The sequence below is a fragment of the Streptomyces sp. CB01201 genome, from assembly GCF_002803085.1.
In the GTDB taxonomy this organism is placed as follows: domain Bacteria; phylum Actinomycetota; class Actinomycetes; order Streptomycetales; family Streptomycetaceae; genus Streptomyces; species Streptomyces hundungensis.
Genome location: NZ_NNBJ01000013.1, coordinates 40580 through 67120, shown reverse-complemented (window position 1 = coordinate 67120; position 26541 = coordinate 40580). Strand labels below are relative to the sequence as shown.

The following is a 26541-nucleotide window of genomic DNA, read 5'->3' as shown; positions in this document are numbered from 1 at the left end:
CCTGCGGGCACTGACACTGCTCGCCCACGGGGGCTATGGACAGATCCAGACAGGCCTGGTAGCCGCCCCTACCCGATGGCTTCGGGTTCAATCCCCCGAGACATCGGGTTCAACCCTCCGAAGTCCCCAAACCTGCCCGGTTTCAGTCCTCTTCCGGCTCGTCGTCGCCCGATTCGGCCAGTACCGGCGAGCCGTGGTGGGACCACAGCCGCCAGCCCTCGGATGTGCGGCGGAACACATTGGTGGCGACCACGAGCTGGCCCACGAGCGGGCCCAGCTCGCCGCTCTCCTCGGCGGGGCCGCCGCTGAGGATGTTCTCGGTGCAGGTGACCAGCGCGGTCTCACCGAGGATGACGACCTTGACGTCGGTCAGGAAGAACTGGATGTACTCCGTGTTCGCCATGATCAGGGCGTACGAGCGGAGCACCTCGCCGCGCCCGGAGAGCACCGGCCAGCCCGGGTGGACGCAGGAGATCCCGGTGTCGCCGGCCTCGGTGGCGTCCAGCCACAGGGCGGACAGCTCGTCGAAGTCGCCCCGCTCCAGGGTCTCGTAGAACGCGGTGTTGGCGCGCTCGACCGCCTCGCTCTCGGTGCGCGGGCTCACCGGGCTCCCTCGACGGCACGCGCCACGCGGACGGCGTCGGCGGTGGCCCGCACCTCGTGGACGCGGACCGCCCAGGCGCCCTCGTGGGCGGCGATGGCGGAGACGGCGGCGGTGGCCGCGTCGCGCTCGCGGGCGGGCGGCGGGGCGCCCTCGTGTCCGGCCAGGACGCGGCCGAGGAAGCGCTTGCGGGAGGCGGCGACCAGGACCGGGCGGCCGAGCGCGCGCAGTTCGCCGAGGTGGGCGACGAGCGCGAGGTCGTGGTCGGCCTGCTTGGCGAAGCCGAGGCCGGGGTCGATGACGAGCCGCTCGGGGGCGATGCCGCCCTCGATGACGGCCTCCGTGCGGGCCCGGAGTTCCGTGACGACCTCGGTCACCACATCGGCGTACACCGCGCGGGCGTTCATGTCCTGGCTGAAGCCGCGCCAGTGCATGACCACGAAGGGGGCGCCGGTGGCGGCGACGGCGGGGATCATCGCGGGGTCGGCGAGGCCGCCGCTGACGTCGTTGACCAGGACCGCGCCGGCGGCGATCGCCTGCTCGGCGACGCGGGCGCGCATGGTGTCCACGGAGACGGTGACGCCCTCGGCGGCCAGGCCCCGCACGACGGGGATGACGCGGCGCAGCTCCTCGCTCTCGTCCACGCGGGAGGCGCCGGGGCGGGTGGACTCGCCCCCGACGTCGACGAGGTCGGCGCCGGCCGTGACGAGGTCGAGGCCGTGCTTGACCGCGGTGGAGGTGTCGAACCACCTGCCGCCGTCGGAGAAGGAGTCGGGCGTCACATTGACCACGCCCATGACCGCGCAGCGGTCCCACTCGGGCAGGCCTTCGACGGACCCCCGCCCGTTCCACTTACTCATACGTCAAGCCTAGGCGTCAGCCGGACATTCCAGGACCACGCTCGGAGGTGGCGAAAAGCCGCTGGAGGAGATCGTGCAGGGCGACCCGGTCGGCGTCGGGGAGCCCGTCCAGGGCGGAGTGGGTGGCCAGCATGCCGGTGCGGACGGTCTCCACGGTGCGTACGCCCGCGTCGGTCAGGACGACGTTCTTGACGCGGCGGTCGGTGGGGCTCGGCTCGCGGCGCACGAGGTCACGGGCCTCCAGGCGGTCGATGATTCCGGTCACGTTGGAGGCGTCGCAGTGCAGCGTGGTGGCGAGCGAGCGCATGGAGGCGGGGCCCCTGCGCAGCACGGTCAGGGTCTTGGCCTGGCTGGAGGTGAGGCCCTCGTCGGCGGCGGCCGAGGTGAAGTCGCCGTAGAAGCCGGCCAGGGAGTCCCAGATGGCGTCCATGAGCGCGGCGTTGCTGACGGCTTTGCTGACCGCGGTCGGGCGGCTGGTTCCTGGCATGCGCTCCACTGTACCCGCGGACCGAGCGAAACTTGACTACCTCAACCTTCGATGTTTACCTTCATTCAGTTGCTTGAGGTAATCAAGCTTCCATGTGTTCAAGTACCTGCTCCTGAGTGCTCGGGAGCGCTCGCTCCTGCCGTACGGAAGAAGAAGTGACCACTAACCAACGCCCCAGCGGCGGTACCGGGCTCGTCCTGGTCCTCGGCCTTGCCGCCATGGTCGTCTCGATGATGCAGACCCTGGTCGTGCCGATCCTCGGGATCATCCAAAACGACCTCGGCACCACCACCTCGGGCGTCAGCTGGGTCACCACCGCGACCCTGCTCTCCGCGGCCGTCTTCACCCCGCTGCTCGGCCGCTTCGGCGACATGCACGGCAAGAAGCCGACGCTGATCGGGGTGCTCGTGGTCATGGTCGTGGGCTCCGTGCTCGCCGCCACCACCAGCTCCCTCGTCCTGCTGATCATCGGCCGGGTGCTCCAGGGCGCGGCCACCGCGATCTTCCCGCTGGCGCTCTCCGTGCTGCGCGAGGAGATACCGCCGCAGAAGCTGCACGGCGCGATGGCCCTGGTCAGCGGCACGCTCGCGTTCGGCAGCGGGCTCGCGCTCGTCGGTGCCGGGCTGCTCACGCAGGGCTCGAACCCCGACTACCACCGGGTGTTCTGGCTCGCCGTGATCCTCGCGGTCCTCGCCCTCGTCGCGGTCATCGTGGTCGTGCCGGCCTCTCGCAACAAGACGGGCGGACGCACCGACTGGCTCGGCGCGGCCACCCTGGCCGCCTTCCTCGTGCTGCTCCTGCTGCCCATCTCGCAGGGCCACGAGTGGGGCTGGTCCTCCGGCCGGACGATCGGGCTCTTCGTCGGCGCGGTCGCGATGGCCGGGGTGTGGGTCCTGGTCGAGCGCAAGGTCGCGGCGCCCATGGTCGACATGCGGATGTTCGCGCACCGGCCGGTGCTCTTCACGAACCTGGCCGGGCTGCTCCTCGGCTTCGCGATGTTCTCCCAGTTCATCGGCGTCTCGTACCTGGTGCAGATGCCGGACCGGCTCACCGGGTACGGCTTCTCCGCCTCGGTGCTGCGGGCCTCCGTCGAGTACCTGCTGCCGACCACGCTGGTCTCGCTGGTCGCGGCGCCGCTGGGCGGGCAGCTGGTCGGACGGATCGGGGCGCGCTTCACGCTCGCCGCGGGTGCGGCCTTCGGTGTGCTCGGCTTCGCCTGGCTGACCGGGGCGCACGACTCGACGTCGTCCGTGATCATGGCGGGCATGCTCATCGGGGCGGCGATCAGCTTCGGGTACGCGGCGATGCCGGCGCTCATCGTGGCGAGTGTCCCGCACCACCAGACGGGGATCGCGAACGGGATCAACTCGATCTCGCGGTCGGTCGGTTCCGCGATCGCCAGCGCGGTGATCACGTCGCTGCTCGCCTCGAAGGTGCTGTCCGGCCTGCCGGCCGGGGTGCCTCCGCTGCCGGCGGAGAGCCAGTTCACGCTCAGCTTCGCGCTGGCCGGGATCGCGTTCGTGCTCGTGGTGGGGGTGGCTCTGGTGGGGTTGTCCTCCGACGGGTTGCGTGGGCGGCGGGTTGCCGCGTCCTCGGCGACCCCGGACCCGACCCCGGAGCCCGAGCTCCAGCAGGCCTGACCCCCCGGGTGCCGGCCCCCGCGCCCCCTGGGCTCCGCCCGGGGGGTTTGCCCACCCGCCCGCCCGTTGCCCGGGGTTGGTAGGTTCCGGGTCCCCCTGGGGCTCCGCCCCAGACCCCGTTCGCGCCTGAAGGGCGCTCGTCCTCAAACGCCGGACGGGCTGAGGATGCCCGATGCGGGCCAGCACCGATCAACCGGACGGGCTGAAAGGCCCGGTGCCGGCCGGCACCGGGCCTTTAGGGGCGCGGGGAACGGCGCGATCAGCCGCGCACGGTGGACGGCCGGGAACGGGGTTAGGGGCGCGGGGAACGGCGCGAGAAGCGGGCACGGTCCGCGGACGGAAACGGGTTTTGGGGGCGCGGGGAACGGCGCGATCAGCCGCGCACGGTGGACGGCCGGGAACGGGGTTGGGGGCGCGGGGAACTGCGCGAGAAGCGGGCACGGTCCGCGGCCGGGAACGGGTTTTGGGGGCGCGGGGAACTGCGCGATCAGCCACGCACGACCCGCACCTGACGCACCCCCCCGGGGGAGGGCAGACCCGCCCGCCCGCGACCCACCCGCAGCGCAGCCAAAACGCGGCGCAGCCAAAACGCGGTGCAGCCAAAACGCGGCGCAGCCAAAACGCGGAACCCCGGCCCAGGCCCCCGCAGGGGGAGCCGGAACCGGGGTTCGAGGGGGCGCGGCTACGCCGCCGTCGCGCCCTGCTTGCTCGGGGGGACGTGCGTGCACGCACGGTCCCGGCGGGCCGCCCGGGTGAGGCGGGCCAGGGGGCCGGGAAGGCCCAGGTTCACGAAGCCCTCCGCCTGCATCACGGCGAAGCCGATGCGAGGGAGGTCGGCGTGGGCCCGGTACACCATGAAGCGCGGCTCCCACCGAGGCTGGAACTTCGCGTTGAACTTGTAGAGGGATTCGATCTGGAACCAGCGGGAGAGGAAGACCAGCAGCCCCCGCCACATCCGCAGTACGGGCCCCGCACCGATCTTCTCGCCGCGCGCCAGCGCCGAGCGGAACATCGCGAAGTTCAGCGAGACCTGGCGTACGCCGATCTTCTCGCAGGCCTGGAGCGAGGCCACGATCAGCAGCTCGTTCATGCCGGGGTCGGCCGCACGGTCGCGGCGCATCATCTCCAGGGACATGCCGTCCTTGCCCCAGGGCACGAAGTGAAGGATGGCTTTCAGGTCGCCGTAGGGGGAGGGGGCGGCGCCCTCCTCGTCGGCCTTGTGGGCCGTCGCGATCACGCAGTCCCCGTCGTTCGGGTCGCCGATGCGGCCGAGCGCCATCGAGAAGCCGCGCTCGGTGTCCGTGCCGCGCCAGTCCTCGGCGGCCCGGCGGACGCGTTCGAGCTCCCCGTCGGAGAGGTCACGAACGCGCCGTACGCGGGTTTCGTAGCCATTGCGCTCGATGCGCTTGACCATCTGGCGTACGTTCCGCATGGCGCGTCCGGCGAGGGAGAAATCCGCGACGTCCACCACCGCCTCGTCACCCAGTTCCAGCGCGTCCAGGCCGGTCTCGCGGGTCCAGACCTCGCCGCCGGTCTCCGAGCAGCCGACGACCGCCGGCGTCCAGGAGTGCGCCTTGGCCTCGTCCATGAAGCGCTCGATGGCGCCGGGCCAGGCCTCGACATCGCCGATCGGGTCGCCCGACGCGAGCATCACGCCGGAGACCACGCGGTAGGTGACGGCGGCCTTGCCGCTGGGGGAGAAGACGACGGCCTTGTCGCGGCGCAGCGCGAAGTGGCCGAGCGAGTCGCGGGCGCCGTGCTTGGCGAGCAGTTCGCGCAGCTTGTGCTCGTCGTCCTCGGTGAGCCGGGCCGCCGGGTGCTCGGGGCGGAAGGCCAGGTAGATCGTGGTGATCGCGGTGAGCAGACCCAGTGCGCCGAGCGAGTAGCCGACCGTCCAGCTGGTCTTGCCCTGGTACTCGACCGGCCCCTCGACGCCGAACAGACCGAACATCACGTGCTGGATGCGGTCCACGATGCTCGGATTGCCGACCGTGCGGTTGGGGTGGACGCTCACGATGACCAGGCCAAGACCCAGCGACCCCGCTCCCATCAGGAAGAAGTTCGCCACCGCCTTCCAGCGGCTGCGCGGGTCGGGCAGGGCGTTGAACTCGCTCCGGTGGCGGACCAGCAGCGTGAGAAGTACCAATGAGATCAGCACCCCGACGACGGAGTGCCGGTACCAGAACTGGGCCACCGCCCCGATCGGCAGCAGCACCACGGCGGCCCGCCAGGCCCGGCGCTTGCGGCGCTTCAGGCCGTGGGCGAGGAGCAGCAGCAGGATGCCCGCGCTGAGTGCCACGGCCGCCGCGAAGGGGCCGAAGGTGCCCGGCAGCACCTCGCTGACCGTGTGGAACCGACTGTGCCGGACGCGATCGAAGACTCCGGCCGCGACGTCCAGGAGGCCCACGATCGTGCAGGCCGTACCGACCAGCTTGGGCACCGACTCGGGGCGCGGCCCGCGGAGGACCTTTCGTACACGAGTCGGAACCGAACCGTTTTTGTCCCCATCTATCCTGACAGACATCGCTTCCCGTGACTCCGCGAGAGATTCAGTTGGCCGGGGGACGGCGTCCGCACCGTCCAGCCGGACAATTTGCGCCCTCTAGGACGGGACTTGTGGGGGGCGGGTTCCCTCGGTCTCAGGAAAATCTCAGCCAGAAAGTTTCATCGACTCATGGGTCTCACGAGCAACAAGGTCCTGGCACTCGCCGTGTTCCTGGCGGTGGTGCTGTTCGCGGTCACCATCTGGTTGTGGCCGCGCCTGGCGCGTCGCAGCTGGAAGGCCGTGACGGGCCGGATCGGGCTGCTGCTCGCGACCCAGCTGGCGATCTTCGCCTCGGTCGGTCTGGCCGCCAACAATTCGTTCCTGTTCTACGGGTCCTGGGCGGACCTGTTCGGGCAGGAGCAGGACATGGGCACGGTCGTCAACCACTCGGCCGGCGGCAAGAACATCCAGGTCGTCGCCAAGCAGAAGCCTGACACCCCGGGCGCGGGCAAGCCGCAGCTGGGCGGCGAGATACAGAAGATCGTCCTGGCCGGCGAGCAGTCCAAGATCACCAGCCCGGCCTACGTCTATCTGCCCCCCGAGTACTTCCAGAAGGCGTACGAGAACAAGACGTTTCCGGCCTCGGTCGTACTGACCGGATATCCGGGCACCGCCGAGAACCTGCTCAAGGGCCTCAGATACCCGAAGACGGCCTGGGCGCAGGCCAAGCAGAAGAAGATGCAGCCGATGATCCTGATCATGATGCGCCCGACGGTGGCGGGCCAGCGGGACACCGAGTGCGTGAACATACCGGGCGGCCCGCAGACCGAGACGTTCTTCGCGAAGGACGTGCCGGACGCGATCTCGGCGACCTACCGGGTCGGCAAGAAGCCGCAGAACTGGGGCTTCATCGGCAACTCGACCGGCGGCTACTGCGCCCTGAAGATCGGCATGCAGCACCCCGAGCGGTTCGCGGCGAGCGCGGGCCTCTCGGCGTACTACAAGGCCGCGGACGACCCGACGACCGGTGACCTCTTCCACGGCAACAAGCACGAGGAGAACCGCGCCAACCTGCTGTGGAGCCTGGACCACCTGCCGGCCGGCAAGTCGTCGTTCCTGGTCACCAGCTCGCTGTCGGGCGAGGACAACTACAAGCCGACCCAGGCCTTCATCAAGAAGGTGAAGGCGCCGGGCCGGGTCTCCTCGATCACGCTGGACAGCGGCGGCCACAACTTCAACACCTGGCGCCGCGAGATCCCGCCGACCCTGGAGTGGATCAGCGGGCGGCTCAGCGCGAGCTGACCGAGGCCACCGATTCGACCGTCACCTCGGTGCGGGGCACCGCCTGCGCGTCCGCGTCGATGGAGCGGCGCAGCGCCTCGTGCAGCCGGGCCGGGGTGAGCACGCCCAGGAAGCGGCCCCGCTCCTCGCGGTCGATGACCGCGATCCAGCCCGCGTCGTGCTGGAGCATCGTGGCGAAGGCCTGCTTGAGGGAGGCGCCGACCGGCAGCCAGGCCTCCATGCGCCGGGCGTGCTCGCGGACGGTGCCCTTGCCGAGCCGGGCCTGCTCGCCGGAGATCCAGCCGTGCAGGTTGTCCTCGCCGTCCAGGACGACCGCCCAGCGCGCGATGTCGGCCGGCAGCCGGTCGTCGAGGTGGACCACGGGCGGCTGGTCGAGGTCGCTCTCCTCGATGGGCGTCACCGAGAGGCGCTTGAGGCCGCGGTCGGCGCCCACGAAGTCCGCGACGTAGTCGGTGGCGGGGGCGCCGAGCACGGCGGCCGGGGCGTCGAACTGCTCGATGGCGCCCTGCCCGTAGACCGCGATGCGGTCGCCGAGGCGGACCGCCTCCTCGATGTCGTGGGTGACGAACAGGACGGTCTTGCGCACCTGCGACTGGAGCCGCAGGAACTCGTTCTGGAGCCGCTCGCGCACCACCGGGTCGACCGCGCCGAACGGCTCGTCCATCAGCAGGACGGGCGGGTCGGCCGCCAACGCCCTTGCCACGCCCACCCGTTGGCGCTGACCGCCGGAGAGCTGCTCCGGGTAACGCGCGCCGTACGTCTTCGGGTCGAGCCCGACCAGATCGAGCAGTTCGGCCGCGCGCTGCCGCGCGACGGACTTCTTCACGCCGAGCAGGTGCGGGACGGTCGCGGTGTTCTCCAGGACCGTCTTGTGCGGGAAGAGCCCGACCTGCTGGATCACATAGCCGATGCGGCGCCGCAGTTGGACGGGGTCGACGGTCGATATGTCCTCACCGTCCAGGAATATCCGCCCGCCGGTCGGCTCGATGAGCCGGTTGACCATTTTCATCGTGGTGGTCTTGCCGCACCCCGACGGGCCGACCAGGGTGACCAGTTCACCCTCGGCCACCTCGAAGGACAGGTCGTCCACGGCGATGGTGCCGTCGGCGTACCGCTTGGTGACGTGCTCGAACCGGATCATGGTTCCCCATTGTGAAGGCTGGCGGACGCGCTTGTGTGAAGCCCATGTTGCTGTACTGCAAAGGCGCAGGTCGATTGTCAGTGGGCGGCGATAGGGTTTTGGCACGTACGTTCGGGGCACCGGCGAGGTGTCAGGGGAGGTGGGGGAGTGGCGCAGAACTGCCTGGCGGCGAACGACTGGATCTGCTGGGAGTACGTCAGCTCCCGGAGCCAGGAGCTCACCGACGCGACGGTCCAGCACATCTGGATCACGGCCGTCTCGGTGCTGATCGGCCTCCTCATCGCCTTCCCCCTCGCGCTGCTCGCACGCGGGCGCAAGGGCGTCGCGGCCACCGTGCTCGGCTTCACGACCGTGCTCTACACCGTGCCCTCGCTCGCGATGTTCGCCTTGCTGCTCCCGCTGCTCGGCCTCTCGGCCGGCCTGGTGATCACGGGCCTGGTGCTCTACTCGCTGACCATCCTGGTGCGGAACATCCTGGCCGGCCTCGAATCGGTGCCCGCGGACGCCCTGGAGGCGGCCCGCGGCATGGGATACGGGCGCATACGGCTGCTGTTCGAGGTCGAGCTGCCGCTGGCGCTGCCGGCCCTGATGGCCGGGCTCAGGATCGCCACGGTGGCCACGGTCGCGCTGACCACGATCGGCTCGCTCGTCGACCACGGCGGCCTGGGCAACCTGATCGAGCAGGGCCTGCCCACCTTCTTCAAGGCGCAGATCCTCACCGCGTCCGTGCTGTGCGTGGTGCTCGCGATCACCGCCGACCTGCTGCTCCTCGGGATCCAGTGGCTGCTCACGCCGTGGACCCGCATCCGTACGGCGAAGGCGGTCTGAGCGATGGAGGTCTTCCCACAGGCCTGGACGTGGCTGACGACCGGCGCCAACTGGTCCGGGGACGACGGGGCCTGGCACCGCCTCGGTGAGCACGTGTACGTCAGCGCGCTCGCCCTCGTGGTGTCCTGCCTGGTCGCGCTGCCGCTCGCGCTGTGGCTCGGCCACATCGGCAAGGGCGGCGCCCTCGCGGTCAACATCTCCAACGTCGGCCGTGCGATACCCGTCTTCGCGGTGCTCGCCCTGTTCATGGTGACGCCGCTGCGCAACGCGGGCTATCTGCCCACCGTGATCGCCCTGGTGCTCTTCGCGGTGCCGCCGCTGCTGACCAACGCCTATGTCGGGATGCGCGAGGTGGACCCGGCGGCGGTGGAGGCGGCCCGGGGCATGGGCATGTCGGGGCGCCAGCTCTTCCTCCAGGTCGAACTGCCGCTCGCCTACCCGCTGATCATGACGGGGCTCCGCTCGGCGGCGGTGCAGATCATCGCGACGGCGACGATCGCCGCGATGGCGGGCCTCGGCGGGCTCGGACGCATAGTCACGGAGGGCTTCGCGGTGTACAACACCCCCCAGGTGGTGGCGGGGGCGATGCTCGTGGCGGCGCTCGCCCTGCTGGTGGAGGGCGCTCTGGTGACGGTCGACCGCCTCTTCAGCCCGCTGCGCAAGCGTTCGTGAGCCCGCGCCGCCGCCGCGTACCTCCTGCCGTGCCCGCCTCGCCGCACCGCCTGTTACCCGCTACCTCGTCACCCCTCGACTCCCTTGATTTCGTGACATCTCCTGGACGGTGAAACCCTCATGAGCAAGATCCTGCGCACGACCGGTGCGGTGCTCGGCACGCTGGCCCTGGCCGGCACGCTCGCCGCGTGCGGCGGCGACAGCCTGGAAAAGAGCAAGGACAAGAGCAGTGCGAGCGCCTCGGGCGGCTCCAGCAGTACGGGCGGTGGGAAGAAGGGCTCGCTGGTGATCGGCGCGGCCGGCTTCACCGAGTCCGCGGTGCTCGCGGAGCTGTACTCGCAGGTCCTCGCGGACGCCGGGTACTCGACCTCGGTCACCACCGTGAAGAACCGCGAACTGTACGAGCCGGCCCTGGAGAAGGGCGAGATCGACGTCGTCCCCGAATACGCGGCCACGCTCACCGAATTCCTCAATGCCAAGGCCAACGGTGCCAACGCGAAGCCGATCGCGTCCAGCGATGTGACGGCCACCGTCGCCGAACTGTCCAAGCTGGCCGGGCCGCGCGGACTGAAGGTTCTGCCGGCCGGTGCGGCGGTGGATCAGAACGCGTTCGCGGTGACCAAGGAATTCGCCGCCAAGAACAACCTCAAGACCCTTTCCGACCTGGGGACTTCAAAGGCCAAGGTGAAGATCGCCGCCGGTGACGAGTGCAAGGTCCGGCCATTCTGCGCGCCGGGTCTCACGTCGAAGTACGGCATCGACGTGACCGGCATCGACCCCAAGGGCGTCGGCACCCCGCAGGCCAAGCAGGCCGTCAAGGACGGGGTGGACCAGCTGGTGCTGACCACCACCACCGACGCGACGCTGGACACCTACGGCCTCGTCCTGCTCCAGGACGACAAGAAGTTGCAGAACGCGGACAACGTCCTGCCGGTCGTCAATGCGAAGGAAGCGGGCGCCCAGGAGATAGCCGATGCGCTCGGCAAGCTCACCAAGGCGCTGACGACCGACGATCTCGTGGATCTCAACCGCAAGGTCGACGCCGAGCGCGCCAAGCCGGCCGATGTCGCCAAGGCGTATCTCCAGTCCAAGGGACTGATCAAGAAGTAGCCGAATTGGGCGATCGGAGTAACTACAGGGGAACAGATTGACGGGTGGGGGTCCATGTGCGGGCTACGCACGGTAAATTTCAGGCCATGCCACGTGGACGCCACCGTCATTCCCCTCCGCTGCACCGGCTTCTTCAGCCGTCGGCCGTCGCAGGCGTCTCCGTCCTGTGCGCCGGCGGCGCCTGGCTCTTCGATCAGCCAACGGCACTGAGAGCGTTGGCCGCCGCCGCGGCGGCGGCCTGTGTCACCGGCTCGGTGCTCATGCGCGCCTGGGACCGGGCGGCGGGCCGCCGGGTCGCCGAGCTGACCCGCTCGCGCGCCGCCGACCAGTGGCGCACCGAGGAGCGGATCGCCGAGCTGGAGACGGAGTTGGAGGAGTCGCGCGAGCTGCGCGGCCGCCTCGACGCCAAGCTGCGCACCAAGCGCATGGAGCTGGCCGGGCTGCGCGGCGAACACGCGGCCCTGCTGCGGCGCTACGCCAACGCGGAGACCGAGCGGGCCAGCGCCCTGGAGGGCCGGCGTCAGCTGGCGCTTGAGTCCGCCGGGCCCAAGGCCCTTACGGCGTCGGGAAGTACGCCGACGCCGGCCTCCTACCTCGCGGCGGCCCGCGCCCTGGAGTCCCTCTCGCTCAGTGCCGAACGGCAGGCGAAGGCGCGTGCCGAGGCCTCGCGCATACGCGAGGCCAGGGAGGCGGAGGAGCCGCAGGGGAAGCCCGCGGCGGTCCTCGGCAGCGGAGAGCACACCCGCCCGTCGGCCGCCCTCACCGCCAAGCCCCGCCACGCCGAACTGCCCGCGGCTCCCGCGCCGGTCGCCGCCGCGGTGGTCCCCTACCTCGCGCGCCGCGCGGTGCGCCCGGAGGGAAGCTTCGACTTCTTCGGCACGGGGGGCGCGGGCGCTACGGGTGGCGCGCAGCCGGTCACGACCGCGGACGCGGACGTGGATCACAAGGCGGCCGCGATCGAGGCCGTCCAGGACGAGGACCTCGCCGACGTGGTGGGCGAGGAAGTCCTCGCGAACCGGGCCCACCAGGGCCCCGACAAGGTGGTTGGCGAGGTCATCGACCTGACCGCCCACGACGAGACCGAGCAGCTGGACGTGGCGGTGCTGAGGACCGCGATCTCGTAGGACACGGGGTGCTGCCGCCGCCCCGAACCGGCCGGGGCGGCGCGCTACTTGTCGATGTCGCCGACGACGAAGAACAGCGACCCCAGGATCGCGACCATGTCGGCGACCAGCGTTCCGGGCAGCAGCACGGCGAGAGCCTGGATGTTGTTGAACGAGGCGGAGCGCAGCTTCAGCCGGTACGGGGTCTTCTCACCCTTGCTGACCAGGTAGTAGCCGTTGACGCCGAGGGGGTTCTCGGTCCAGGCGTAGGTGTGGCCCTCGGGCGCCTTGAGGACCTTGGGCAGCCGCTGGTTGATCGGTCCCGGCGCGAGGCCGGCCATCTTGTCGAGGCAGGCGTCGGCGAGGTCGAGCGCGTTGTGGGTCTGCTCCAGGAGGCACTCGAAGCGGCCGAGGCAGTCGCCCTCGGCGCGGGTGACGACCTTCAGGGTGTCCTGGAGCTCCCCGTACGCCAGGTAGGGCTCGTCGCGCCGCAGGTCGAAGTCGACGCCGGAGGCACGGGCGATCGGGCCGCTCACGCCGTACGCGTGCACGGCCTCGGCGGACAGGACGCCGACGTTCCGGGTGCGGGCCCGGAAGATCTCGTTGCCGAGGACGAGGCCGTCGTACACGTCCATGCGCGAGCGCACCGAGGCGACGGCGTGCCGGACCCGGCCGAGCCAGCCGAGCGGCAGGTCCTCCTTGAGGCCGCCGACCCGGTTGAACATGTAGTGCATACGGCCGCCGGAGACCTCCTCCATCACGGCCTGGAGTTCCTCGCGCTCGCGGAAGGCGTGGAAGACGGGGGTGATGCCGCCGAGCTCCAGCGGGTACGAGCCGAGGAACATCAGGTGGTTGAGGACGCGGTTCAGCTCGGCGAGCAGGGTGCGGGTCCAGACGGCGCGCTCGGGCACTTCCATGCCGAGCATCCGCTCCACGGCCATGACGACGCCGAGCTCGTTGGAGAACGCGGAGAGCCAGTCGTGGCGGTTGGCCAGCATCACGATCTGGCGGTAGTCGCGGGCCTCGAAGAGCTTTTCCGCGCCGCGGTGCATGTAGCCGATGACCGGCTCGGCCTGTTGAATGCGTTCGCCGTCGAGCACGAGCTTGAGGCGTAGCACTCCGTGGGTGGAGGGGTGCTGGGGGCCGATGTTGAGCACCATGTCGGTGCTCTCCGCCCCGCCCCCGATCCCGACCGTCGTCTCCGTCATGCTGGCCAGTATCCCCCGGGGCGCGCGGCCCCTGGCCCCACCCCTACCGAGTCCCTCCGGGGGGGCAGGGGGAGGGCGCTTCAAGTGCCCGGCTGGTTGCGCAGTTCCCCGCGCCCCTCGAAGCCGGGTTGTCGTCTGCGGGTAGTGGCTGGTCGCTCGCGCAGTTCCCCGCGCCCCTGACCCGCTTTGGGTTGCGGGCCGTGGCTGATTACGCGCGCCGTTCCTCGCGCCCCTTGGGACCTGCCTTTGTCCGCGGGCCGTGCGAGGTCGTTCGCGCCGTTCCTCGCGCCCCCTGACCCGTTTTCGGTTGCGGGCCGTGGTCGGTTGCTCGCGCCGTTCCTCGCGCCCCTTGGGACCTGCCTTTGTCCGCGGGCCGTGGCTGATTGCGCGCGCCGTTCCTCGCGCCCCTTGGGACCTGCCTTTGTCCGCGGGCCGTGGGAGGTCGTTCGCGCCGTTCCTCGCGCCCCCTGAAACCCGCCTTCGTCCGCGGACCGTGGTCGGTTGCTCGCGCCGTTCCTCGCGCCCCTTAAGCGGCCCAGCACCTCCGGTTGCGCTCGTCGGGGCGGGGGCGCGCACGTAGTGCAGCCCGGCGTCTCCGTAGGGGGGCGGCCCGAATGCCTCGGTGCTGGCCCGCATCGGGCATCCTCAGCCCGTCCGGCGTTTGAGGACGAGCGCCCTTCAGGCGCGATCGGGGTCTGGGGCGGAGCCCCAGGGGGACCCGGAACCTACCAACCCCGGGCAACGGGCGGGAGGGTGGGCAAACCCCCCCGGGGCCAGAACCGGGGCTAGGCCCGCTGGAGCAGCCAGAGGAAGTCGCCGAGGGCACCCCGCGCGGTGAGCTCGGCCGCCGCCCCCGCCGCCGCCAGCGCCCGGACGTACGCCGCGGGGTCCGAGGACGCCAGGGCCAAGGGGGGCCGGGCCCCCGAGACCCCGAGGCGGGCCAGGGCCTCGCGCTGGGGGAGCAGCTCCGCGCCGGGCAGCGCGCACGCGTCGAGGGCGACATGCGCGGTGATGTCGCAGGACCCGTCCGGCACCGGCACCACCTCGCGCCCGCCCCGGAACCCGGCCAGCGTTCCGAAGGGCGGCCGGGCACCCCGTACGTGCGCGTAGTCCACGGCCACCGCGAGCCCCGCCGAGAGCGAGCCGACCGCGTTCGCCCAGGCCTCGTCGCGCGGCCACCCGATCTCGGCCCGGGCCCCCGGCTCGCCCAGCGGCCACCACCGCGCGAGCCACGCCGCGTCCGCGCCCGACACCGGCGCACCCAGGGTCTCGGTGCCGTCGGGCCCGACGAGGACGAGCCGGGCAACCCCCTCCGCGTCGACCTCCGCGACCTCCACCGGCACGTTGTCCAGCCATTCGTTCGCGAAGAGCAGCCCCCGGACGCCCCGCGGCACCGAATCCCGCCAGACGATCCGCTCGTCGAGCCCGGCCGGGCGGGCCGCGCGCTCGACGGCGTACGCCCGGACCGGAAAGTCCGGGGGCAGCGCGGCGAGCACCCCGGTGAGCAGCTCCCCGCGCCCGGCACCGACGTCCACGAGGTCGAAGGGCCCGGGGCCGAGCCCCGCCGCGACCTCGGTCAGGAGGCGGGCGACGGCCCCCGCGAAGAGCGGCGAGGCATGCACCGACGTGCGGAAATGCCCGGCCGGCCCCTCGGGTCGGAGATAGAACCCGCCGTCCCCGTACAGCGCCCGCTCGGTGGCCGCACGCCACCCGAGGAGCGCACCCCGCCCCGCCGGATCCGCCGGTCCCGGCCGGCTGTCGTCGCCGGAGTGCTGACACGTCTCATCCGTCACGCGCCCAAGTCTCCACCTTGCGGAGTATGCCGCCGGGATCAGGATCGCCCCGGCGGCTGACCCCTGCACCTGTCCGCTTTCCCTACGCTGGGTTACGTGCAGCGCCTCTACGACTTCATCCGCAGGAACCCGACCGGGGTCGACGCCTTCTGGGCCGTCGTCCTGTTCGGGTTCTCCTGCCTGCAGATCCTGTCGGGGCCGCACCACGCGGAGGAGCCGGCCTGGAGCCTCCAGGTCCTGGTCTCGCTCGGGATGGGCGTGGCCGTGGCGCTGCGCCGCCGGATGCCCGAGCGGATGCTGCTCCTCGTCATCGCCGTGGGCCTGGCGCAGCTGGCCCTGAACGTCCGGCCGGAGGTCCAGGACTTCGCGATGCTGGTCCTCGTCTACACCGTGGCCTCCGCGGGCGAGCGCTGGGCCTCGCGGGTCGCCCTGGTCGGCAGCCTGCTCGCGGCCCCCCTCGCCCAGGTGCGCTGGACGGCGGCGGGAGCGGAGAGCAGCGGGCAGCAGACGGCCTTCTTCGTTGTCATCATGACGGTCCCGTTCCTGCTCGCCTGGGTGCTCGGCGACTCGATGCGTACCCGCAAGGCGTACTTCGCGCAGCTGGAGGAGCGGGCCTCGCGCCTGGAGCGGGAGCGCGAGGCGCAGGCCAAGGTGGCGGTCGCGGCCGAGCGGGCCCGGATCGCCCGCGAGCTGCACGACGTGGTGGCGCACAACGTCTCGGTGATGGTGGTCCAGGCCGACGGCGCCGCCTATGTCATGGACACCTCGCCGGACCAGGCGAGGACAGCCCTGGAGACCATCTCCATGACGGGCCGTCAGGCGCTCGCCGAGATGCGCCGGCTGCTCGGCGTACTGCGCACCGGCGAGCACCAGGAGGCGGGGGAGTACGTCCCGCAGCCCGACGTCCAGCAGATCGAGGACCTGGTGGAGACGGTCCGCGGGGCGGGTCTCACCGTCGACTTCAAGGTCGAGGGCACCCCGCGCCCGCTGCCCAGCGGCGTCGAGCTAACGGCGTACCGCATCGTGCAGGAAGCCCTCACCAACACGCGCAAGCACGGCGGGCCGGACGCGGGGGCGAGCGTGCGGCTCGTGTACTTCGACGACGGCCTCGGCCTGCTCGTCGAGGACGACGGCCGGGGCGCCGCCCACGAGATGTACGAGGACGGCGGCGCGGACGGCCAGGGCCACGGCCTGATCGGCATGCGGGAGCGGATCGGCATGGTCGGGGGCACGCTTGACGCGGGGCCGCGCCCCGGCGGCGGCTTCCGCATCAGCGCCCTGCTGCCGCTCAAGCCGGCCCACTGATGTCCTGTACGTGCTCGTGTGCCGGCTTGTACGGCGTGATGGAGAGGGAACGATGACGATCCGCGTGATGCTCGTCGACGACCAGGTGCTGCTGCGCACCGGCTTCCGGATGGTGCTCGCCGCCCAGCCGGACATGGAGGTCGTCGCGGAGGCGGGCGACGGCGCGGAGGCGATCGACATCCTGCGCGCGACCGCCGTCGACGTGGTCCTGATGGATGTGCGCATGCCGAGGCTGGACGGGGTGGAGGCGACCCGGCGCATCTGCGAGGCGCCGAATCCGCCGAAGGTGCTGATCCTGACCACCTTCGACCTGGACGAGTACGCCTTCTCCGGCCTGAAGGCGGGGGCCAGCGGCTTCATGCTGAAGGACGTGCCGCCGGGCGAGCTGCTCGCCGCGATCCGCTCGGTCCACAGCGGTGACGCGGTGGTGGCGCCCTCGACGACCCGGCGGCTGCTCGACCGGTTCGCCCCGATGCTCCCGACCAGCGGCAAGGAGCCCGAGCACAAGCAACTGGAGCGGCTGACCGAGCGCGAGCGCGAGGTCATGCTGCTGGTCGCGCAGGGCCTGTCCAACGGCGAGATCGCGGCCCGGCTCGTCCTGTCGGAAGCCACGGTGAAGACCCATGTGGGCCGCATCCTGACCAAGCTGGAGCTGCGCGACCGGGTCCAGGTGGTGGTCCTGGCGTACGAGACCGGCCTGGTGCGGGCGGGCGGCGCGGGCTGACCCGGCCGTCGGCGCCCGGCGCGGGCTGACCCGGCCGTCGGCGCCCGGCCGACCGGGGAAGCGCGCCCGCAGGCTCAGCGCAGCACGCCCTCCAGGAAGTCGCTGCCGAGGCGGGCCACCACCGTGAGGTCCAGCTGGTGCAGTACGTACCGGCCGCGGCGCCGGGTGGTGATGAGCCCGGCCTTCTTCAGGAGGGCCAGATGGCGGGAGACCTCCGGCGCGGTGATCCCGTGCGCGTCGGCGAGCTCGCTCGTGGTGTACGGGGAGCGGGCCAGATTGCGGCACAGGCGCATCCGCATCGGGTGGGCCAGCGCCTCCATGCGCAGCTTGAGCGTCTCCACCGAGGCGGGCGAGGGCAGTTCGGGGCCGTGCACCGGGTAGTGGATCACCGGCCGCCAGCCCGGCGCGTGCAGCACCATCAGGTGCGGCCAGCCGAACGAGGTGGGCACGAAGGTGAGCCCGGCGCCGGGCTCCGGGTCGGTGGCGGTGGTGCGGCCCTCGGTCAGCTTGTCGATGCTGATCCGGGTGCCGCCCCTGTCGACGCCGAGCGCGGCCGAGACCGCACCGATCGCCTCGTCGAGGCCCTTGCGGCGCAGCAGCTCCGCCTTGTGCCGTGCGTCGGCGGCCAGTTGGACCCGGACCCGCTGCCAGGTGTCCGCGAAGAAGGCCTGCTCGCAGTCCTCCAAGAGGCGCCGCAGCCAGGCCCGTACGGACGCGGGATCGTCCAACAGGCGCTTGGTGAAGTCCACTTGGTGGGGTCCGCGGGTGGCCGCCATCTCGAGGGCGCGCATCCGCATCGCCGGATCGTGCAGCGCGGAGAGCGTCTTGACCCCGTACAGGCTGGAGCAGGTGAACTCCAGGGCGGCGGAGGTGAAGCGCTCGTCGGTGAGCCGGTCGAGCAGGTCGAGGTCCTCGGCGAGCGTGGCGCCGGGGGTGCCGTCGTGGCCGGGTATGCCGGCGAACGGCATGAACACATCGGAGAAGGTGTTGCGCCACAGGAACTCTGCCTCGTGCAGCCGGTCGGCCAGGTCGGGCTTGAGGGCCGCCGCGGTCGCCGTCGCCCAGCCGTGCAGGCCCGGGTGGTGCCCCGGCTCGGAGAGCGCGTGCAGGACCAGGCCGAGCTCCGCCAGCGGGGAGACGGCGAAGCCGATGCGCTCGGGCGGCAGGCCCGTGATGTCGATGGTCACGCTCATGCGCCCATGGTGCACCGGCGCACCGGCACAGCGGCCGTCGATTGACGGTCCCGGTCAATCGACGGCGCTGGTCGGGCGCCATTTGACGCGGCTCGTCAATCGGCGCGACGCGGCGCCCGAACGGGCTCACCGTGGAGGCATGGACGCGATGCAGCAGCACATGATCGACAGCTACCGCGCGGCCCGCCTCGGCGAGCCCGCGCCTCCGGTACCCGGCACCCACGACGTGGCGACCGTGCGCGCGATACGGGACTACCGCCGCTTCGAGGCGGTTCTCGCGGGCCGCCTCGCCACCGGCCGGCTGCGGGCGGCCCTGGCCCACCTGCACGCCCCGCGGCACGGCCGCCGCCCGCCCGCCTGCCCGTGAGGCCGTGCGGGGCGGCAGGGGCTACGGCAGCAGCCGTACGAAGTCGGCCACCGCGGCCCGTACGTCCGCGGCGGTCCACGCGAGGCCCGGCGCGTTGACGGTGACCTCGGTGACGGCGAGGCCCGCCGGGCCCGAGGGGCTCGCGAACCAGCGCCGGAACAGGCATGTGCCCGCCTCGGCCTGCCGGAGGGCCGCGGCGCTGAGCACCTCGGCGTCGTAGGGCAGCCACACCTGGAACTGGTGGGTGTGCGGCGGCTCGGGGTGCACCCGGAACCACGGCACGCCCGCCTCGGCCAGGCCGGCCGCGATCGCACCCGCCACGACCTTGGCATGGGCCACGTACGACGGCAGCCCGGGCAGCTCGCGGCGCAGGCCGAGCAGGCCGGAGAGGGCGGCGGGGAACTGCTGGAAGAGCTGGCCGCCGTAGCGGTGCCGCCAGGCGCGGGCCTGCGCGATCAGCGACTCCGGGCCCACCAGGACCGCGCCCGAGAGGCCGCCGAGGGTCTTGTAGAAGGACACGTACACGCTGTCCGCGAGGCCCGCGATCTCCCGCAGCGGGCGGCCGAAGTGGGCGGTGGTCTCCCACAGCCTGGCCCCGTCGAAGTGCACCACCGCGTCCCGCTCACGGGCGGCCTCCACCACGGCGACCAGCTCGTCCCAGGTCGGCAGCACATAGCCCGCGTCGCGCAGCGGAAGCTCCAGCATCAGGGTGCCGAAGGGCTCCTCGAAGTCGCGCACCTCATCGGCGGTGGGCAGCCGGGGCTCGGCGGTCGGGTGGACCGTGCGCAGGCCGCTGAGCTGTCCGAAGGCCTGGCGCTCGTGCACCTCGGGGTGGGCGAGCGGGTGCAGGGCGACCGTCGTGTCGCCGGTGCGCGCGGCCCAGCAGCGCAGCGCGACCTGCTGAGCCATCGTGCCGGTGGGGAAGAAGACGGCCGCCGGGAAGCCGAGCTCCTCGGCGGTGCGCCGCTCCAGCTCGGCGACCGGGCCGTCGCCGTAGATGTCGGCGAACGCGTCCAGGTCGTAGACCTCGGCCCCGTCCGCGAGGAGGGCCGTCAGTCGTTCCGCCATGGTGTGGTCGACCGTGTGGTGCGCCAGGGTCCGCCCGGCGCTCCTGAAGACGGCCAGGCGGTGCTGCTGGGCCTGTTCCGGGGTTTCCTCCGGCCCCGCTCCGGGGGCCGGGGAAGGGGAGTCGGGGCGGGGATTCGGCTCGGTGTCTGGCATGGGCCGATGATCGCCCACACCCTGTGGACAACCAAAGGGGTTTCCGGGGCCGGGGCGTAGCATGAGCGGGCCGTTTGATTTGGTTCGGCGTCCGGTACCCCTCGCGGACTGGAACGGAAGGCCCCACCGCGTGAACGCACCATCAGAGCACCGCCACGAACACAGCCCGGCGGACCGCCCCGCCCGCCTCGCCGTGGGCGTCGTCGGCGCGGGCCGGGTCGGCCCCGCCCTCGCCGCGGCCCTCCAGCTGGCCGGACACCGCCCGGTCGCGGTCTCCGGCGTCTCCGACGCCTCGGTGCGCAGGGCCGCCGCCCTGCTGCCCGACGTGCCGCTCGTGCCGCCGGCCGAGGTCTTCGCGCGCGCCGAGCTCGTCCTCCTGACCGTCCCCGACGACGCCCTGCCGGGCCTGGTCGAGGGCCTCGCCGAGACGGGCGCGATCCGCCCCGGCCAGCTCCTGGTGCACACCTCCGGGCGGTACGGAACGGCCGTCCTCGACCCGGCCAGGCGGGCCGGCGCGCTGCCGCTCGCCCTGCACCCGGCGATGACGTTCACCGGCACGGCCGTGGACGTCCAGCGGCTCGCGGGCTGCTCGTTCGGTGTGACCGCCCCCGAGGAGCTGCGGCTCGCCGCGGAGGCCCTGGTCATCGAGATGGGCGGCGAGCCCGAGTGGATCGCGGAGGGCGACCGCCCGCTCTACCACGCGGCCCTCGCGCTCGGCGCGAACCACCTGGTCACGCTGGTCGCCCAGTCGATGGAGCTGCTCGGCCGGGCCGGTGTCGCCCACCCCGACCGGATGCTCGGCCCGCTGCTCGGCGCGGCTCTCGACAACGCCCTGCGCTCGGGCGACGCGGCCCTGACCGGCCCGGTCGCGCGCGGCGACGCGGGCACGGTCGCCGCCCACGTGGCCGAGCTGCGCAAGCACGCGCCGGGCACGGTCGCCGGATACCTCGCGATGGCCCGTACGACCGCGGACCGGGCGCTCGCCCACGGCCTGCTCAAGCCCGAGCTTGCCGAGGACCTGCTCGGGGTGCTCGCCGAAGGAGACGAACGATGACCGCCCTGGTGCGTACGGCCGCCGAGCTCGCGGCCCTGGAGCACACCGGCCGCCGTGCCGTCGTGATGACCATGGGCGCGCTGCACGAGGGCCACGCCACGTTGATCCGCACCGCGCGCGAGCTGGCCGGGCCCGAGGGGCAGGTCGTGGTCACCGTCTTCGTCAACCCCCTCCAGTTCGGCGCGGGCGAGGACCTGGACCGCTATCCGCGCACCCTGGACGCGGACCGCGCGATCGCCGAACGGGCCGGCGCCGACGCCGTGTTCGCGCCCTCCGTGGACGAGGTCTACCCCGGCGGAGAGCCCCAGGTGCGCGTCACCGCGGGCCCCATGGGCGAGCTCCTCGAAGGCGCGGCCCGGCCAGGGCACTTCGACGGCATGCTGACCGTCGTCGCCAAGCTGCTCCACCTCAGCGCGCCGGACGTCGCCCTGTACGGGCAGAAGGACGCCCAGCAGCTGGCGCTGATCCGGCGCATGGTGCGCGATCTGAACTTCCCGGTCGAGATCGTCGGCGTACCGACGGTCCGCGAGGACGACGGGCTCGCCCTGTCCAGCCGCAACCGCTACCTCGAACCGGCCGAACGGACCGCGGCCCGTGCCCTGTCGCGCGCCCTGTTCGCGGCCCGCGACCGGCTGGCCGCCGAGCACGCCCTGCACGCGCGGGCCACCGCCGGGGGCGCGGCCGCCGGCCGGGCCGACGCGCTCACCGCGATCGGCGAGGCCCGCGCCGCCGCCGACGCGCACGCGGTCGCGGCGGCCGCGCCGTCGCCCGCCGCCATCAAGGCCGTCGCCCAAGGCGTGCTCGACGCCGCCGCGAAGGCCGAACCGCCGGTCGTGGTCGACTACTTGGCGCTCGTCGACCCGGCGACGTTCCAGGAGATCGGCCGCCCCGACGAGGACGGGTCCGGGGAGCGTCCCCCGGGAGGGCACGGCCGGGAGGCGCCCGGGGGCTTCGACGGCACCGCGATCCTCGCGGTCGCCGCCCGCGTCGGCACCACCCGCCTCATCGACAACATCCCGCTCACGTTCGGAGCACCGGAATGACCAGTACCGGAACCGGAATACGACTCGACGCCCCCGCCCCGGGCTGGGCCATCGACGCGGACGTCGTGGTCGTCGGCTCCGGCGTCGCGGGTCTGACCGCCGCGCTGCGCTGCACCGCGGCCGGCCTGGCCACGGTCGTCGTCACCAAGGCCCGCCTGGACGACGGCTCCACGCGCTGGGCGCAGGGCGGCATAGCGGCCGCCCTCGGCGAGGGCGACACCCCCGAACAGCACCTGGACGACACCCTGGTCGCCGGCGCGGGCCTGTGCGACGAGGACGCGGTACGCCTCCTGGTCACCGAAGGCCCGGACGCGGTACGGCGGTTGATCGCCACCGGCGCCCACTTCGACACCGACGACTCGGGCGCGATCTCGCTGACCCGCGAGGGCGGCCACCACCGCCGGCGCATCGCGCACGCGGGCGGCGACGCGACGGGCGCCGAGATCTCCCGCGCGCTCGTCGAGGCGGTCCGCACCCAGGCGGTGCGCACCATCGAGAACGCCCTGGTCCTCGACCTCCTCAAGGACGGGCACGGCCGCACCGCCGGCATCACCCTGCACGTCATGGGCGAGGGCCAGCACGACGGCGTCGGCGCGGTCCACGCCCCCGCGGTGGTCCTCGCGACCGGCGGCATGGGCCAGGTGTTCTCGGCGACCACCAACCCGTCGGTGTCCACCGGCGACGGCGTGGCCCTCGCGCTGCGCGCCGGTGCCGAGATCTCCGACCTCGAATTCGTCCAGTTCCACCCCACGGTCCTCTTCCTCGGCGCCGACTCGGAGGGCCAGCAGCCGCTGGTCTCCGAGGCGGTGCGCGGAGAGGGCGCCCACCTGGTGGACGCGGCCGGCACCCGTTTCATGCTCGGGCAGCACGAGCTGGCCGAGCTCGCCCCGCGCGACATCGTCGCCAAGGCCATCACCCGCCAGATGCAGGCACAGGGCGCCGAGCACATGTACCTGGACGCCCGGCACTTCGGCGCCGGGATGTGGGAGCAGCGCTTCCCGACGATCCTGGCCGCCTGCCGCTCGCACGGCATCGACCCGGTGACCGAGCCGATCCCGGTCGCCCCCGCCGCGCACTACGCCTCCGGCGGCATCCGCACCGACCTGCGCGGCCGCACCACCGTGCCGGGCCTGTACGCGTGCGGCGAGGTCGCCTGCACCGGGGTGCACGGCGCCAACCGGCTCGCCTCCAACTCCCTTCTGGAGGGCTTGGTCTTCGCCGAGAACATCGCGGCGGACATCCTGGCGGACCCGGGCGGGCCCACCCCAACTCCCGTACAGGGCAAGGCTGTTGCGGCCGACCTGCTCGACGGTCCCGTACCGCTGCTCGACCCGGCGGCCCGGATCCGGATCCAGCGGATCATGACCAACGGCGCCGGGGTGCTGCGATCGGCCGCGAGCCTCGCCGAGGCGGCCGCGCGCCTGGAGGAGATCCACGCCGACGAGCGCAAGGCCGCCGTGCCGGGCGTCGAGGCGTGGGAGACCACCAATCTGCTGCTGGTCGCCCGGGTCCTGGTCGCCGCGGCGGCCGCCCGCGAGGAGACCCGCGGCTGCCACTGGCGCGAGGACCGGCCGGACCGCGACGACGCGGCCTGGCGCCGCCACCTCGTCGTCCGCATCACCCCCGGGCGGTCCCTGGACATCCGCCCCACCACCAGCGCCACCTTCCCCCCGACCGTCGCAGCCACCCCCCTGGAGCCGTAACCGTGAGCACGCCCGAGGAACTCCGTCCCCAGCCGGTGGACGTCCCCCTGATCCAGATCGGTGCGCCCGTCCAGGGCGGCGGCTGCGGCGACGACTGCGGCTGCGGCGGCGAGGAGGTGTACGAGTGCGGGCTCGACCCCGCGCTCGCCGCGCTGCTCGCCGAGTCCGGCCTCGACCCCGTCCAGGTCGAGGACATCGCCCACCTCGCCATCGAGGAGGACCTGGACGGCGGCTTCGACGTCACATCGGCCGCCACCGTCCCCCAGGACGCCGTCGCCACCGGCGACTTCACCGCCCGCGAGGCCGGCACGGTCGCGGGTCTGCGGGTCGCCGAGGCGATCCTGTCCATCGTGTGCACCGAGGAGTTCGAGGTCGAGCGGCACGTCGCCGACGGCGACCGGGTGGCCGCGGGCCAGAAGCTGCTCAGCGTCACCACCCGCACCCGCGACCTGCTGACCGGCGAGCGCAGCGCGCTCAACCTGCTCTGCCGCCTGTCCGGCATCGCCACCGCCACCCGCGCCTGGGCGGACGCCCTCGAAGGCACCGGCGCCAAGGTCCGCGACACCCGCAAGACCACCCCGGGCCTGCGCGCCCTGGAGAAGTACGCGGTGCGCTGCGGCGGGGGCGTCAACCACCGCATGTCCCTGTCGGACGCGGCCCTGGTCAAGGACAACCACGTGATCGCGGCCGGCGGGGTGGCCGAGGCCTTCAAGGCGGTGCGCGACCGCTTCCCCGACCTCGCCGTCGAGGTCGAGGTCGACACCCTGGACCAGGTCACCGAGGTCCTGGACGCCGGGGCCGACCTGATCCTGCTCGACAACTTCACGCCGGCCGAGACGGCCGAGGCGGTCGCCCTGGTCGCGGGCCGCGCGATGCTCGAATCCTCCGGCCGCCTCACCCTGGCGAACGCCGCCGAGTACGCGGCGACGGGTGTCGACTACCTGGCGGTGGGCGCCCTCACGCACTCCTCGCCGATCCTGGACATCGGCCTCGACCTGCGCGAGGCCGGCCGAGAGGGCTCGGCCTGATGCTGCTCACCATCGACGTCGGCAACACCCACACCGTCCTCGGCCTGTTCGACGGCGAGGAGGTCGTCGAGCACTGGCGGATCTCCACCGACGCCCGCCGCACCGCGGACGAGCTGGCCGTGCTGCTCAACGGCCTGATGGGCACCCACCCGCTGCTCGGCGCGGAACTCGGCGACGGCATCGAGGGCATCGCGATCTGCGCGACCGTCCCCTCGGTCCTGCACGAGCTGCGCGAGGTGACCCGCCGCTACTACGGCGACGTCCCGGCGGTCCTGGTGGAGCCGGGCATCAAGACGGGCGTGCCGGTCCTGACCGACAACCCCAAGGAGGTCGGCGCCGACCGCATCGTCAACTCGGTCGCCGCCGTCGACCTCTACGGCGGCCCCGCGATCGTCGTCGACTTCGGCACGGGCACGACCTTCGACGCGGTCAGCGCGCGCGGCGAGTACGTCGGCGGCGTCATCGCCCCCGGCATCGAGATCTCCGTCGACGCCCTCGGCATCCGGGGCGCCCAGCTCCGCAAGATCGAGGTGGCCCGGCCCCGCTCGGTGATCGGCAAGAACACCGTCGAGGCGATGCAGGCCGGCATCGTGTACGGGTTCGCGGGCCAGGTCGACGGCGTCGTGCGGCGCATGAAGCGCGAACTGGTCGGCCCCGACGGCGATCCGGACGACGTGACGGTCATCGCGACCGGCGGCCTGGCCCCCACGGTCCTCGGCGAGGCCGAGGAGATCGACGAGCACGAGCCGTGGCTGACCCTGATCGGCCTGCGCCTGGTGTACGAGCGCAACGTGGCGCGCTCCTGAGTCCCCGAATTCCCGAGGACTCCGGCCGGTGCCGGGCGTGCGGGACCCGCAGGTCCCGTCAACGCGCCCGACATCGGCCTGTTAAACGGATTTTGTCCCTTTAGGACGTATCGTCACCGCATGCCCACGCCATACGGATCCCGCGGCGGCATGGCGTTCGGTGCGGACGAGCTGCGTGTGCTCCGACGCGCCCTCGCCATCGCCCTCCACCCCAGCGCCGTCCAGGATGAGGACATCCGGGACTGCCTGCGCCTGGCCGACTCCGTGGACGAGGCCGTCCGCGAGGGGGAGCGGCTGCGCGCCTTCCTGCTCGCCGACCTCGACCGCTACCGTGACGCGCTCCCCGGCTCGCTGCCCGGCTACACCGAGCTGCTCCAGGACGCCCTGGCGGCCGGCTACCAGCCCGGACCCGACGATCTGGCCGCGCTGCGGGCGCTGCGCTCGGACCCGGTGTGCGAAGCCCTCCTGGAGCGCTGCCGGCGGATCGCCGAGCGTTCGGTGCGGGCCCGGCTGGCCGGCCGCGCGGTCGCGGCGCCCGACCGGCGCGGCAGGCTCCTGACCCTGGTCGGCGGAGGCGCGGCCGGCGGCGACGGGTCGGCCGAGCCGCGGCCGGGCACCCCGGCCCGACCGGCGCCCGCGCCCGAGCGGCCCGTACCCAAGCCCTCCGAGGTCTTCCCGCCGCGCCGCCGGCCCGAGCCCCCGGCCGAGGAACGGCGAGCGGGCTGAGGCCGAGGGTGCCCGGCGGGTCGCGGCCCACCCGGCCCCGACCCGCCGGGCGTCCCTCGCTACCCTGTCGGTATGGACTACGTTTCCGCGCTTCTGCCCCCCGTGGTGATGGCCATCTTCTTCATCGCGCTCGTCGTGACG

24 protein-coding genes are annotated in these 26541 nt (G+C 72.6%); 15 read left to right on the top strand and 9 right to left on the bottom strand.

Going from position 1 to position 26541, the window contains the following annotated elements; translation table 11 throughout:
- Window positions 1-142: 142 nt before the first annotated feature.
- The 3 genes from CG740_RS25955 to CG740_RS25945 are packed head-to-tail and all read right to left on the bottom strand — an operon-like array spanning window position 143 to window position 1948.
- Entirely contained in the window at window positions 143-604 is a 462-nt protein-coding gene (locus CG740_RS25955; protein ID WP_100577692.1) for a nuclear transport factor 2 family protein, read from the bottom strand.
- Window positions 601-1461, bottom strand: coding sequence for a dihydropteroate synthase (folP, locus tag CG740_RS25950; protein WP_100577691.1), 861 nt, complete (start codon window positions 1459-1461; stop codon window positions 601-603). Before folP ends, CG740_RS25955 begins: the two co-directional genes overlap by 4 nt.
- 16 nt (window positions 1462-1477) lie before the next feature.
- On the bottom strand, window positions 1478-1948 hold the full coding sequence (locus CG740_RS25945) for a MarR family winged helix-turn-helix transcriptional regulator (protein ID WP_376213842.1): 471 nt from the start codon (window positions 1946-1948) through the stop codon (window positions 1478-1480).
- 155 nt (window positions 1949-2103) lie between these two features.
- Here CG740_RS25945 and CG740_RS25940 point away from each other — a divergent pair, with 155 nt between their 5' ends.
- Window positions 2104-3588 (top strand): MFS transporter, encoded by a 1485-nt coding sequence (locus CG740_RS25940; RefSeq protein ID WP_234376490.1) that lies wholly within the window; start codon window positions 2104-2106, stop codon window positions 3586-3588.
- A 682-nt stretch (window positions 3589-4270) separates the two neighbouring features.
- Here CG740_RS25940 and CG740_RS25935 read toward each other — a convergent pair.
- On the bottom strand, window positions 4271-6112 hold the full coding sequence (locus CG740_RS25935; protein WP_100577690.1) for a phosphatidylglycerol lysyltransferase domain-containing protein: 1842 nt from the start codon (window positions 6110-6112) through the stop codon (window positions 4271-4273).
- 150 nt (window positions 6113-6262) lie between these two features.
- On the opposite strand from CG740_RS25935, the gene CG740_RS25930 reads away from it, so the two are divergent.
- Complete coding sequence (locus tag CG740_RS25930) at window positions 6263-7375, top strand: alpha/beta hydrolase (protein WP_100577689.1); 1113 nt, start codon at window positions 6263-6265, stop codon at window positions 7373-7375.
- Here the strand turns inward: CG740_RS25930 and CG740_RS25925 are convergent.
- Window positions 7362-8516, bottom strand: coding sequence for an ABC transporter ATP-binding protein (locus tag CG740_RS25925; protein ID WP_100577688.1), 1155 nt, complete (start codon window positions 8514-8516; stop codon window positions 7362-7364). The genes CG740_RS25930 and CG740_RS25925 overlap by 14 nt on opposite strands.
- A 147-nt stretch (window positions 8517-8663) precedes the next feature.
- On the opposite strand from CG740_RS25925, the gene CG740_RS25920 reads away from it, so the two are divergent.
- The 4 genes from CG740_RS25920 (at window position 8664) to CG740_RS25905 (ending at window position 12250) form a co-directional block, all read left to right on the top strand.
- Complete coding sequence (locus tag CG740_RS25920) at window positions 8664-9344, top strand: ABC transporter permease (RefSeq protein ID WP_100577687.1); 681 nt, start codon at window positions 8664-8666, stop codon at window positions 9342-9344.
- 3 nt (window positions 9345-9347) lie between these two features.
- On the top strand, window positions 9348-10016 hold the full coding sequence (locus CG740_RS25915; protein WP_100577686.1) for an ABC transporter permease: 669 nt from the start codon (window positions 9348-9350) through the stop codon (window positions 10014-10016).
- A 120-nt stretch (window positions 10017-10136) separates the two neighbouring features.
- On the top strand, window positions 10137-11126 hold the full coding sequence (locus CG740_RS25910) for an ABC transporter substrate-binding protein (protein ID WP_100577685.1): 990 nt from the start codon (window positions 10137-10139) through the stop codon (window positions 11124-11126).
- A gap of 86 nt (window positions 11127-11212) precedes the next feature.
- Window positions 11213-12250, top strand: a complete 1038-nt coding sequence (locus tag CG740_RS25905) for a hypothetical protein (RefSeq protein WP_199846573.1) — start codon at window positions 11213-11215, stop codon at window positions 12248-12250.
- Window positions 12251-12294: 44 nt separating this feature from the next.
- Here the strand turns inward: CG740_RS25905 and CG740_RS25900 are convergent, their stop codons facing one another.
- Complete coding sequence (locus CG740_RS25900) at window positions 12295-13437, bottom strand: NADH-quinone oxidoreductase subunit D (RefSeq protein ID WP_100577684.1); 1143 nt, start codon at window positions 13435-13437, stop codon at window positions 12295-12297.
- Between the two features lie 785 nt (window positions 13438-14222).
- Window positions 14223-15122, bottom strand: a complete 900-nt coding sequence (locus CG740_RS25895) for an SAM-dependent methyltransferase (protein WP_234376503.1) — start codon at window positions 15120-15122, stop codon at window positions 14223-14225.
- A gap of 204 nt (window positions 15123-15326) precedes the next feature.
- Between CG740_RS25895 and CG740_RS25890 the strand changes: the two genes are divergently transcribed.
- Together CG740_RS25890 and CG740_RS25885 are read left to right on the top strand one after the other, a co-directional pair.
- Window positions 15327-16535 carry a sensor histidine kinase gene (locus tag CG740_RS25890; protein WP_100577682.1) on the top strand — a complete coding sequence of 403 codons (1209 nt, stop codon included), beginning with the start codon at window positions 15327-15329 and terminating at the stop codon, window positions 16533-16535.
- A 52-nt stretch (window positions 16536-16587) separates the two neighbouring features.
- On the top strand, window positions 16588-17259 hold the full coding sequence (locus CG740_RS25885; RefSeq protein WP_100577681.1) for a response regulator: 672 nt from the start codon (window positions 16588-16590) through the stop codon (window positions 17257-17259).
- A gap of 74 nt (window positions 17260-17333) precedes the next feature.
- On the opposite strand, the gene CG740_RS25880 is transcribed toward CG740_RS25885, so the two are convergent.
- The gene (locus CG740_RS25880; RefSeq protein WP_100577680.1) at window positions 17334-18446 is read right to left on the bottom strand and encodes a DUF5937 family protein; all 1113 of its coding nucleotides are present in this window, start codon (window positions 18444-18446) and stop codon (window positions 17334-17336) included.
- 145 nt (window positions 18447-18591) lie between these two features.
- Between CG740_RS25880 and CG740_RS25875 the strand changes: the two genes are divergently transcribed.
- Window positions 18592-18819, top strand: a complete 228-nt coding sequence (locus CG740_RS25875) for a hypothetical protein (protein ID WP_100577679.1) — start codon at window positions 18592-18594, stop codon at window positions 18817-18819.
- A 21-nt stretch (window positions 18820-18840) separates the two neighbouring features.
- Here the strand turns inward: CG740_RS25875 and CG740_RS25870 are convergent, their stop codons facing one another.
- Entirely contained in the window at window positions 18841-20040 is a 1200-nt protein-coding gene (locus tag CG740_RS25870; RefSeq protein WP_100577844.1) for a threonine aldolase family protein, read from the bottom strand.
- Between the two features lie 130 nt (window positions 20041-20170).
- Here CG740_RS25870 and CG740_RS25865 point away from each other — a divergent pair, with 130 nt between their 5' ends.
- The 6 genes from CG740_RS25865 (at window position 20171) to CG740_RS25840 (ending at window position 26400) form a co-directional block, all read left to right on the top strand.
- Window positions 20171-21094 (top strand): Rossmann-like and DUF2520 domain-containing protein, encoded by a 924-nt coding sequence (locus CG740_RS25865; protein ID WP_100577678.1) that lies wholly within the window; start codon window positions 20171-20173, stop codon window positions 21092-21094.
- Window positions 21091-22137 carry a pantoate--beta-alanine ligase gene (gene panC, locus CG740_RS25860; RefSeq protein WP_100577677.1) on the top strand — a complete coding sequence of 349 codons (1047 nt, stop codon included), beginning with the start codon at window positions 21091-21093 and terminating at the stop codon, window positions 22135-22137. The genes CG740_RS25865 and panC overlap by 4 nt, the downstream gene beginning before the upstream one ends.
- Entirely contained in the window at window positions 22134-23840 is a 1707-nt protein-coding gene (locus tag CG740_RS25855) for an L-aspartate oxidase (RefSeq protein WP_100577676.1), read from the top strand. Before panC ends, CG740_RS25855 begins: the two co-directional genes overlap by 4 nt.
- Before the next feature lie 2 nt (window positions 23841-23842).
- Entirely contained in the window at window positions 23843-24868 is a 1026-nt protein-coding gene (nadC, locus tag CG740_RS25850; RefSeq protein WP_100577675.1) for a carboxylating nicotinate-nucleotide diphosphorylase, read from the top strand.
- Complete coding sequence (locus tag CG740_RS25845; protein ID WP_100577674.1) at window positions 24868-25674, top strand: type III pantothenate kinase; 807 nt, start codon at window positions 24868-24870, stop codon at window positions 25672-25674. The genes nadC and CG740_RS25845 overlap by 1 nt, the downstream gene beginning before the upstream one ends.
- A 150-nt stretch (window positions 25675-25824) precedes the next feature.
- Entirely contained in the window at window positions 25825-26400 is a 576-nt protein-coding gene (locus tag CG740_RS25840; RefSeq protein ID WP_100577673.1) for a hypothetical protein, read from the top strand.
- Window positions 26401-26541: the final 141 nt, after the last annotated feature.

Bases quoted from the DNA above. Each gene is read 5' to 3' on its own strand.
- CG740_RS25910 (WP_100577685.1), top strand. From the start codon at position 10,137: ATGAGCAAGATCCTGCGCACGACCGGTGCGGTGCTCGGCACGCTGGCC.
- CG740_RS25875 (WP_100577679.1), top strand. From the start codon at position 18,592: ATGGACGCGATGCAGCAGCACATGATCGACAGCTACCGCGCGGCCCGC.
- CG740_RS25885 (WP_100577681.1), top strand. From the start codon at position 16,588: ATGACGATCCGCGTGATGCTCGTCGACGACCAGGTGCTGCTGCGCACC.
- CG740_RS25925 (WP_100577688.1), bottom strand. From the start codon at position 8,516: ATGATCCGGTTCGAGCACGTCACCAAGCGGTACGCCGACGGCACCATC.
- CG740_RS25905 (WP_199846573.1), top strand. From the start codon at position 11,213: ATGCCACGTGGACGCCACCGTCATTCCCCTCCGCTGCACCGGCTTCTT.
- CG740_RS25945 (WP_376213842.1), bottom strand. From the start codon at position 1,948: ATGCCAGGAACCAGCCGCCCGACCGCGGTCAGCAAAGCCGTCAGCAAC.
- panC (WP_100577677.1), top strand. From the start codon at position 21,091: ATGACCGCCCTGGTGCGTACGGCCGCCGAGCTCGCGGCCCTGGAGCAC.
- CG740_RS25935 (WP_100577690.1), bottom strand. From the start codon at position 6,112: ATGTCTGTCAGGATAGATGGGGACAAAAACGGTTCGGTTCCGACTCGT.
- CG740_RS25915 (WP_100577686.1), top strand. From the start codon at position 9,348: ATGGAGGTCTTCCCACAGGCCTGGACGTGGCTGACGACCGGCGCCAAC.
- CG740_RS25930 (WP_100577689.1), top strand. From the start codon at position 6,263: ATGGGTCTCACGAGCAACAAGGTCCTGGCACTCGCCGTGTTCCTGGCG.
- folP (WP_100577691.1), bottom strand. From the start codon at position 1,461: ATGAGTAAGTGGAACGGGCGGGGGTCCGTCGAAGGCCTGCCCGAGTGG.
- CG740_RS25870 (WP_100577844.1), bottom strand. From the start codon at position 20,040: ATGCCAGACACCGAGCCGAATCCCCGCCCCGACTCCCCTTCCCCGGCC.
- CG740_RS25900 (WP_100577684.1), bottom strand. From the start codon at position 13,437: ATGACGGAGACGACGGTCGGGATCGGGGGCGGGGCGGAGAGCACCGAC.
- CG740_RS25840 (WP_100577673.1), top strand. From the start codon at position 25,825: ATGGCGTTCGGTGCGGACGAGCTGCGTGTGCTCCGACGCGCCCTCGCC.
- CG740_RS25855 (WP_100577676.1), top strand. From the start codon at position 22,134: ATGACCAGTACCGGAACCGGAATACGACTCGACGCCCCCGCCCCGGGC.
- CG740_RS25845 (WP_100577674.1), top strand. From the start codon at position 24,868: ATGCTGCTCACCATCGACGTCGGCAACACCCACACCGTCCTCGGCCTG.